Origin of the sequence: Okeania sp. KiyG1 (assembly GCF_014132355.1) — a bacterium.
In the GTDB taxonomy this organism is placed as follows: Bacteria; Cyanobacteriota; Cyanobacteriia; order Cyanobacteriales; family Microcoleaceae; genus Okeania.
Genome location: NZ_BLZO01000150.1, coordinates 54,872 through 62,919 on the forward strand (window position 1 = coordinate 54,872; position 8,048 = coordinate 62,919).

Below are 8,048 nucleotides of genomic sequence, written 5' to 3' on the forward strand. Positions count from 1 at the left end.
ACTTTGGTTAGCCTAGTCAATTGTTTTTTTAGCTTCATTTTTGGCATTTTCTACAATATGTTCTGCTTTAGCCTCATCTTGCTTAACTTGTCCTTCAGCCTTATCTTCTGGATTACCAGTAATTTCTCCAAGTATTTCTTGAGCTTTACCTTCAATATTTTTAACAGTTGCTTTTACTCTTTCTTCGGTAGCCATAGAAGTAATTTCTCCCATCTTTTCTTGAGTTTCACCTATAATTTCTTGAGCTTTATCTTCAACATTTTTAATAGTTGTACTCAATCTATTTTCGGTTTCACTATTCATAGGTATTAACCTCAAAAGTTTTTTATCTACATTTATATACTAATAATAATTTTTTAAACTTTCTTCTATCGAAAGGAATATCTTGATATATTTTGTGATTATGCAATTTGATAGATATGATTTTAGCTAAAATCATATTAGATTCGGTAATTCGGTAAGATCGGTATAATTTTTGATTTTGCCTCTATCAACAAAAAAGCCTAGCTAATAATGCTAGGCTAAAAATTTTTATGTCACTTCTGAATACTTGATGATATGTGCAGCTAAACTAACTATAATTGATAACTAAATTATACCTGTTCCTTTACCACGATTATCTTCAGACATAGTTAACTTTCCATCTTCATTAGTCTGATTTATTTCTTTCATAGTTTTAGCACGTTCTCGTCTTTGTTCTTCTTCTTGCTGCCTTAAGTCTCCTGGTTCATTGACATACATTTCAGGTTCAATGGCAAAATTATTTAACCTACCTTCTGTATCAACAGTATAACCTGATGCAGTATTATTTTCTTGTGCTTCAGCTTCAGGAGTTTTCATAAAGTTTTCTCCCTCTCTTTCCATCCGATCTGCTACATCTGTCGGAATGATATTAGCATCGTAGTTCGGACCTATGTTTGTTTGATTTGTCATTACTTAACTTCCAAATAAATTTTTATTAAACTTAAATAAAATGTTTGATCGATGGCTCGATTAAAGCGGATCTTATTCAGTCTCTTATTTTTTACGAATCAACTTTAGGAACAACATCAGGACGTTCTTTATTTTCCCAACCAGGGGGACGCTTAGAGTTGTACCAGGCAATAGAACCTATTGTTACTGCAGCAATAAACCCAATTACCAATACTGCCGTTGCAGCAAAAGGAAAATGAGATACTTTTGTAGTAACTTCTGTAGCAACTTCTAATAAATACATAATATTAGAATGCTCCTTTATTCAAAATTTAAACTTACTACATTCATAGTAAATTAAAAAATATAAAATCACATCTATCAAAAGGTTGAGGTGGTAGTAAAGCTTGGATAATTTTAGGGAGAGAAAGAAAGAATTAATTACAGTTGCAATCAAGATTGAGTTGCCATAATTCAAAATTCATATAGGAGAGATAAGAATTGAATATGAAAGAAAAATCAAGAGTTAGGGTAGATTTTTTATAGGCTCGATTTACCTAATAATTAAGGTTTAAAGCCTCTCCTCTCCTTTAAAAGAGAAAGAAGAAAAAAATTTCCTTTTATTCAATCCTCTTCCTTTTAGGGAGAGGTAATTATCAATTATCCATTATCAATTATTGAACCTATTTCCTGTCTCTTGTTTACGATATTTTGAACTGTGGATAGATAGAATGAATAATGAATATCCAATAAAAACAGCTTTTTTAATTTGCTTGGCTTCTATAGATTCTATATCTTGAGATAGATGATTTATTTCAGATTGATAAGTAAAATATATTCTATGTATATAATTTTTAGCTTAATTATTAAAGTTAAATAAAACCCCCTATTAAACTTTCATATAACTATTTGGCGGGGTATTAAGTTCCTCATTTTCCTGAAAATGGTGCTTGGCATGAATGGAATGGAAACTACGATATTGAATCGGGATATGACAATATTCAGAGCGATTTGCCGGAATATGAAGCCCAAATTTTTGTTTGGCAATAGTAACTAATATGAAATAGGTTAATGTTTGCTACCGATATATTAATAGGGAGATGGGGAAATTTATAACTAGCATCATTTTTCGTATTTCATATAAAGCATTGACAAACTTGCCTCACAAGTTGATAATATAGCAATTCTCATTTATGAGTGAGATATAAAGTCCTGGGATTTTAGAGAACTGAAAACAGAGAACAGAGGAAATAAAAGAAGGAAAACCAGAATTCCTCACAAAGAGTGAGAGAGATTACATACCACAGAACCATTTTATTAAGGAGATTAACATGGATATTGTTCGTTTAATTTGTGCGATTTTTTTACCACCACTTGGCGTATTTCTACAAGTAGGTTTTGGCGGTCAATTTTGGTTGAATATTCTTTTGACTTTACTGGGTTATATCCCAGGAATTGTTCATGCTGTTTGGATTATCGCTAAAAGATAAATAGTTATTATATTTAGGTGGTAATATCCAGGTATTTCTGCCCAAATTACCACCTAATATCTTACGTTCGATTTAACCTTAAACCTTCTTAAATAAATTAAATAGAGATTACTAAAATTGATGATTTTTACTTAGATATGAATGAAATAATCAATATAATTATTAATGGATTAAAAGATGTACTTGAAAGTACCATAAAAATTATACCAGCCATACTAATAGCATTAATTATTATTTTTTAACTCGCTATGCAGCACAATTACTTCGGAACTTCGCTCAACAGATAGGAAAGCGTGCAACTCGTAGTAAATCCTTACAAATTTTAATCACAAAAACTACCTATGTGGGTGCTTGGGTAATAGGAGTTATTATTGCTTGTGTTATTGCTTTCCCCGGTTTAAAACTAGGAGATATTATTGCAACATTAGGTCTTGGTTCTGTTGCAGTTGGTTTTGCGTTTCAAGACATATTTAAAAATTTTCTAGCAGGAATATTGCTCTTATTACAAGAGCCATTTCGTATCGGCGATCAAATAATAGTTGATGACTATGAAGGTACTGTAGAAGAAATTGATATTAGAACTACGAAAATCAGGACTTACAATGGCGAAAGAGTCATTTTACCTAATGCTAATGTATTTACCAGTGCTGTACAAGTAAGAACTGCTTTTGGTATTCGACGAACCGATCTGGGAGTAGGTGTGGATTATAATACTCCTTTATCAGAAGCAGCAGATATCTTATCCCAACTGATTAAAGAGGTCGAAGGTGTTTTAGGCAATCCTATTCCTGAGATAGATTTAGTTAGTTTTAATGATAGTTCAATTGACTTTATTGTGCGCTATTGGACTAGGGCAGAACAGAAAGAAGTACGCCGAGTTCAAACTCAGGCAATTCTTGCTATTAAGAAAGCTTTTGACCGAGCAGGTATTAACATTCCTTATCCAATTCGGACTGTTTATTTCTACAATCAAGATAAATATAATGATTACCTTCCTATAGACTCTCAGCAAAACATAAAATCTTCCCTGTAAAGCAATTTATCTAATCCAGATTATCAATAATTTAATTACTGTAATTACTAGATAATTTTGCAGTAATTACCGAATAATTAATTATTAATAATTAAATAATTGAAGATATTGATAACTTTTCCCCAGTCCGAATTTTAACCGATCGCTGATTTAGAGAGAAGATGCAGTATCAGGAGCAATTTCGACTCCACCTTCTTTCTTAATTAATTGCTGGTCTGTAATTAGAAGACTAATATTATCCGCATCAATAGATATACCTTTTTCATCACAGGCTTCCTGAAGTGTTTGCTGAAATAGTTTAATATCTTGACCATAGCCACATTGTTGAGCAGCTTTTTCTACTCCATATTTAGCATTAGCTTTAGCACAATCAATTAATTCAATTCCTGTGAGATTTTTTGGGGTATTCATAATTCCTATTCCTAAGTTAACTTCAATATATGTAATGTATGTTTTAAACGGAATTTTTGACATTCATTTAGTAAATATTATCAAAATATTTTTCATCAAACATCTGTCTCTAGTATGAATTTAATAATTCAAGGATAAAATTGTGAATATAAACTTATTATTTTGGATACTAATTTTACTAGCTTCTATTTGGGCAGCACATTGGGGTTCTGACAAATTAGCAGAACCTCTAAATAAATTACGTCAACAATGGGGACTAACTGAAGCCGCTGGTGCTGCTTTTGTTGCCTTAGCCACAGCTAGCCCAGAAATTGGAACTAATACTGCTAGCGCTATTCAAGGTTTATCTGATATTGGACTTGGTAATTTACTAGGTTCTAATATAGTCTCTGTTCCTGCGATCGTCACTGTTGCTTACTTTGCTGCTCAAAAAAATTCTCAAAATAAATCAGATAATTTTTCCCAGCCTCTTAAAATTAAACTAGAAGCTTTAACCGTGCAAACAATTCCCTACTTATTAATAATTGGGTTAGCAGCATTACTTACTATTCCTAAACCTTGGCGTGGGTTACAACCTATTGATGGTTGGTTAATGTTGGTAGCTTATTTTATTTACTTAGCACAAGCAATTATTAGAAACCAGCAAAAAGGTACAAAAGTAAATTGGAAAACTGAAGAGATTATTGTTGCTATTGCTGGAATATTAGCATTAATTATCGGCGCTTACTTTACTGTCACAGCTACAGAAAAAATAGTTTCCATATTAGGCATTGCTAAATTAGTAGGTGGCTTATTTATTACTTCTACTTTGAGTATTGTACCCGAAGTTTTTGCTACTTGGAGTGTGGCAAAAAGCGGACAATTTACAGCAGCAACTACCAGTGTTATTGCTGATAATACGGCAACAATGACTCTCGCTTTTTTTCCATTAGCTTTAGTAAACTTACCCGTGGAAAATATCAAATTATATTCTGTGAACTTATTTTTTGTAGCTTTATTAGGAATATTTTATTCATTATTTATTTACTTTGGTAAGCCAAAATATAGTTTTTCTTTTAAGGAAGTATTGGTACTTAATAGTATTTATGTAATTTATCTATTGGTAATGATTTTTGACATTTTGAGATGACTATAATTTTTGTGGAATAGGAGGCGATCGCTATCAAATATGAATAAACTCATTTTCGGTTCAATACTTATACTTTAGCAGAGGGAAAGCAGAAGGCAGCTATACTGAAGGAAGAGATCACAGTTTGAGGTGAACAGGTTTTTATAACTAATCATCCGAACATGATATAATTAGCTATCAAAAAACTTTCTATTTCTTCTTCTTTCTTCCCTCCTGACTCGGTCTTCCCCCTCCTGGGAGGGGTTAGGGTGGGGTTGACTCCTAAGTAATTAAGATTAATATCATACACGCGCTTCAGCAACGGCCAAAAAAGATATAGTTGCTCAATTAACAACTATACCTTCAAGCTCAATATTTACCGAACGTCAACTAATGTAACCATTTGTTGAGTTGAACCCCGAACCGGGCGAATCTTTTTCCCATTGAGCTTCCGAGGTTCAATTATGGATTGAACTTTAGCCGCAAATAGGTAGGGACGAATTTGAGTATTCTCAGGAATTTCCTGGAAAGCAAAATACAAAGTGACAGGTAGGTTGTGAATTGCTTGACCAGTAATATAACCAACCAGATCGTGCTCAAAGCTGTGGAAAGCATTTTTCCAGGAGTGTTGCTTAGGCATACTCAAGTCGGGAAGATTATTCTTTGCACTTACCCAGTGCCAAGTACCACCATGTTCATGGTCTATCATATACTTAAACCAATAAGCATAGGTGGTGGGCAAGTATTTAGCGTAGGAAGGATCGCGCAAACTGAAGGTAGCGGCAGTTTGATCCAACTCAGCTAAAATCCACCATTCTTTATCAGTTTCTAACTGACCATATTGATTGATTCGACGACCCCAAGTTCCGTCTTCTAGGAAAGCTTCTTCAAGAATTAAAGGTACTTTTTCTTGAGCAAAAGCAGTGAGTTCGTAATGTCCAGTTAATTTACCGATTTCATAGATCAACCATAAGGTTTTAATGGAGTGACCAAAATCTGTATGATCTGTTCCTAATCTTTGTTTGCTCGGATCGGTAATTGCTCCAAAGAAAATATTGTTGTCTGGTGTATAGAACTGCTCGCTCATAATTCTGGCTAGATGCACTAAGTCATCTTCCCATTGGGAGCGCAGGGGTTTGCCATCAAACATTTCCGGCAATGTGGGAGTAAGCAACAACATATAACCATAAACTTGGTCAAGTTGAGATACTAATTCCCGTTGATCCTTACTAACTTTTTGTTCGTTACCATTTTCGTCAACATAATCTACATAATCCTCATGTGCCCACGCAAGTAAATCCCATTCTGCATCGTAATAGGTCTCAAAGATATAGTCCTTGAGGTCAACGATATTTTCTAATACATCGGGATCGCGGGTAAGATAATAGTAAAATCCCAGACCAGCAACAGCATAAGCCATATCTTGACTGATCCGGCGAGCTTTACTCGGTAGGCCAACTCCATTTTCAAAGTAGGTGTAAGCACCACCTTCTGGGTCTAAACCATATTTGCGCACATAGTTTACTCCCTTTTTAGCCAATTTTAGGTATTTGCTTTTTCCTGTGAGATGGTAAGCAACGCCATAGGCAAAGATTTGTCTTGATTTTGCCCTGATGTATTCTCGATCGAGCTTGACGATACCTGCATCAGCATTTTCAAGTTCTGGACAGGGATTTGCCCAATTGTACAAAGACCCATCATTGCATCGATAAGTCGGGTAGTTGCCAACAGGGATACCTTGTGCTTCCTCCATTGTCCAAAATGGGAGCAAGTCTTCTTCTAAATGTTGCAGCCAACGTTCGCCTGTAGGAACATCGGCAATAATGCCATCAATATTATCAACAGGATATTTAGCAGTTGAGGAGACTAATGCTAAAGCTGGTTGAACGCTTGATACAAACAGAAGTGTAAAACTCAGGAATACACTTGCTGCCATCTTAAATAGACGATGGCGAGTTAGGTTGAACATAAGAACTCTTGTTTGCTTTGAAGGTGAACAATTGAACTTGATTGAAGGCCATAGCAATCAAATAATATTAATTAGTTGCTTGCACTTATTGCCTTTATTCAAAATACTATCACATCTTTTTTCTGTTCAATAGTTTTTTTTTATTAAAATTAGAGATTTTAGTTGACAAATAATCATCAATAGTTTATCTACAAAATCACGTTCCTGAAGAAAAGGGAGAAGGTTTTTTGGTCGCGTAAGCGGAACGGAGTTCTATCGCTGATTATCCGGACATGATATAAGTCCTGTAAATAATTTAGTGAATTGTACTCGATCGCCGTTGCGATAAATCTACGACAATCAACAATAAAATACGGACAGCAGAGTAACTCATATCAAGTAATATCATGTCCGCTGGGGCGCGTTTGTGTAAACCCAAAGGTGAATATCTACAAGAAATTTAAGTTTTTTCTTGCTCTTAGGTATTCCTGACTGTTCCCTGTTCCCAGCTCCGGTGTTCCCTACTCTTGCTATACAATACCGATGCTACCGGACATGATATAACATTAATTAACCGCAATGTAGGGACGTTGCATGCAACGTCCTTACCAGGTTGGGTAAAGATTGTTTATTATACCAACAGGACTTACGCAAAATATCAATTTATACGCCATCTGTGGGGGCGGTTTCCACAACGAAAGCATTCCGGAGGAAACCGCCCCTACTAGATATGGTAGTTCTGCGTAAGTCCTGTAGCTGTTAAACTCATGGGAAAACATTTGTTTCATTGTAGTGAGATGAACTCCTCTGAGAGTTGTTTGTTTGGTCGATTTGTATTTGTACGATCGCCCATAGACGATCGCACCAGACAACATTATCGAGATTTGGGATTAGATAAACTCAGCAAAAATCCCTCTATTGAGAAATTACTGTATCTTCCCGGAACGCCAGGTTCTGAATCCGCTCGTCTGAGTCAGGTCCCCCATCCGCTTGGCTAAAGGCAGTGTCTGCGGTAGGACAAACTTGATAGAAGTATTCCGCCAGTGAGTCCTGCTCAGTGCCGAAAGGAGCGAAGTCAGCAACGCCATCGACAGCTTCTGCAATCGCTTCATCCCTCACCCCGTTTTTGTTGAGGTCCTCTTCTGG

General features: G+C 35.2%; 8 protein-coding genes and 1 pseudogene. 3 read left to right on the plus strand and 6 right to left on the minus strand.

Annotation, left to right across the window (positions count from 1 at the left end; translation table 11 throughout):
- Positions 1–12 precede the first annotated feature (12 nt).
- The 3 genes from SAGCYANO_RS49670 to psb35 all read right to left on the minus strand — a co-directional run bounded on the left by SAGCYANO_RS49670 (position 13) and on the right by psb35 (position 1,216).
- Positions 13–303, minus strand: a complete 291-nt coding sequence (locus SAGCYANO_RS49670) for a CsbD family protein (RefSeq protein WP_307786265.1) — start codon at positions 301–303, stop codon at positions 13–15.
- Between the two features lie 285 nt (positions 304–588).
- On the minus strand, positions 589–933 hold the full coding sequence (locus SAGCYANO_RS34725; protein WP_202224212.1) for a hypothetical protein: 345 nt from the start codon (positions 931–933) through the stop codon (positions 589–591).
- A gap of 91 nt (positions 934–1,024) precedes the next feature.
- A complete protein-coding gene (psb35, locus tag SAGCYANO_RS34730) occupies positions 1,025–1,216 on the minus strand; it encodes a photosystem II assembly protein Psb35 (RefSeq protein WP_202224213.1) in 192 nt (63 codons plus the stop codon).
- A gap of 1,027 nt (positions 1,217–2,243) precedes the next feature.
- Between psb35 and SAGCYANO_RS34735 the strand changes: the two genes are divergently transcribed.
- Positions 2,244–2,402 carry a YqaE/Pmp3 family membrane protein gene (locus SAGCYANO_RS34735; protein WP_202224214.1) on the plus strand — a complete coding sequence of 53 codons (159 nt, stop codon included), beginning with the start codon at positions 2,244–2,246 and terminating at the stop codon, positions 2,400–2,402.
- Between the two features lie 343 nt (positions 2,403–2,745).
- Entirely contained in the window at positions 2,746–3,435 is a 690-nt protein-coding gene (locus SAGCYANO_RS34740; RefSeq protein ID WP_237396986.1) for a mechanosensitive ion channel family protein, read from the plus strand.
- Positions 3,436–3,585: 150 nt separating this feature from the next.
- On the opposite strand, the gene SAGCYANO_RS34745 is transcribed toward SAGCYANO_RS34740, so the two are convergent.
- Positions 3,586–3,846, minus strand: coding sequence for a hypothetical protein (locus SAGCYANO_RS34745; RefSeq protein ID WP_202224215.1), 261 nt, complete (start codon positions 3,844–3,846; stop codon positions 3,586–3,588).
- A gap of 142 nt (positions 3,847–3,988) precedes the next feature.
- Between SAGCYANO_RS34745 and SAGCYANO_RS34750 the strand changes: the two genes are divergently transcribed.
- Positions 3,989–4,975 (plus strand): sodium:calcium antiporter, encoded by a 987-nt coding sequence (locus SAGCYANO_RS34750; protein WP_202224216.1) that lies wholly within the window; start codon positions 3,989–3,991, stop codon positions 4,973–4,975.
- 355 nt (positions 4,976–5,330) lie between these two features.
- On the opposite strand, the gene SAGCYANO_RS34755 is transcribed toward SAGCYANO_RS34750, so the two are convergent.
- Positions 5,331–6,923, minus strand: coding sequence for an AGE family epimerase/isomerase (locus SAGCYANO_RS34755; RefSeq protein WP_202224217.1), 1,593 nt, complete (start codon positions 6,921–6,923; stop codon positions 5,331–5,333).
- A gap of 894 nt (positions 6,924–7,817) precedes the next feature.
- Positions 7,818–8,048: pseudogene (locus tag SAGCYANO_RS46360) on the minus strand (bifunctional metallophosphatase/5'-nucleotidase); the annotation flags it as partial.

Bases quoted from the DNA above. Each gene is read 5' to 3' on its own strand.
- SAGCYANO_RS49670 (WP_307786265.1), bottom strand. From the start codon at position 303: ATGAATAGTGAAACCGAAAATAGATTGAGTACAACTATTAAAAATGTT.
- SAGCYANO_RS34725 (WP_202224212.1), bottom strand. From the start codon at position 933: ATGACAAATCAAACAAACATAGGTCCGAACTACGATGCTAATATCATT.
- psb35 (WP_202224213.1), bottom strand. From the start codon at position 1,216: ATGTATTTATTAGAAGTTGCTACAGAAGTTACTACAAAAGTATCTCAT.
- SAGCYANO_RS34735 (WP_202224214.1), top strand. From the start codon at position 2,244: ATGGATATTGTTCGTTTAATTTGTGCGATTTTTTTACCACCACTTGGC.
- SAGCYANO_RS34745 (WP_202224215.1), bottom strand. From the start codon at position 3,846: ATGAATACCCCAAAAAATCTCACAGGAATTGAATTAATTGATTGTGCT.
- SAGCYANO_RS34755 (WP_202224217.1), bottom strand. From the start codon at position 6,923: ATGTTCAACCTAACTCGCCATCGTCTATTTAAGATGGCAGCAAGTGTA.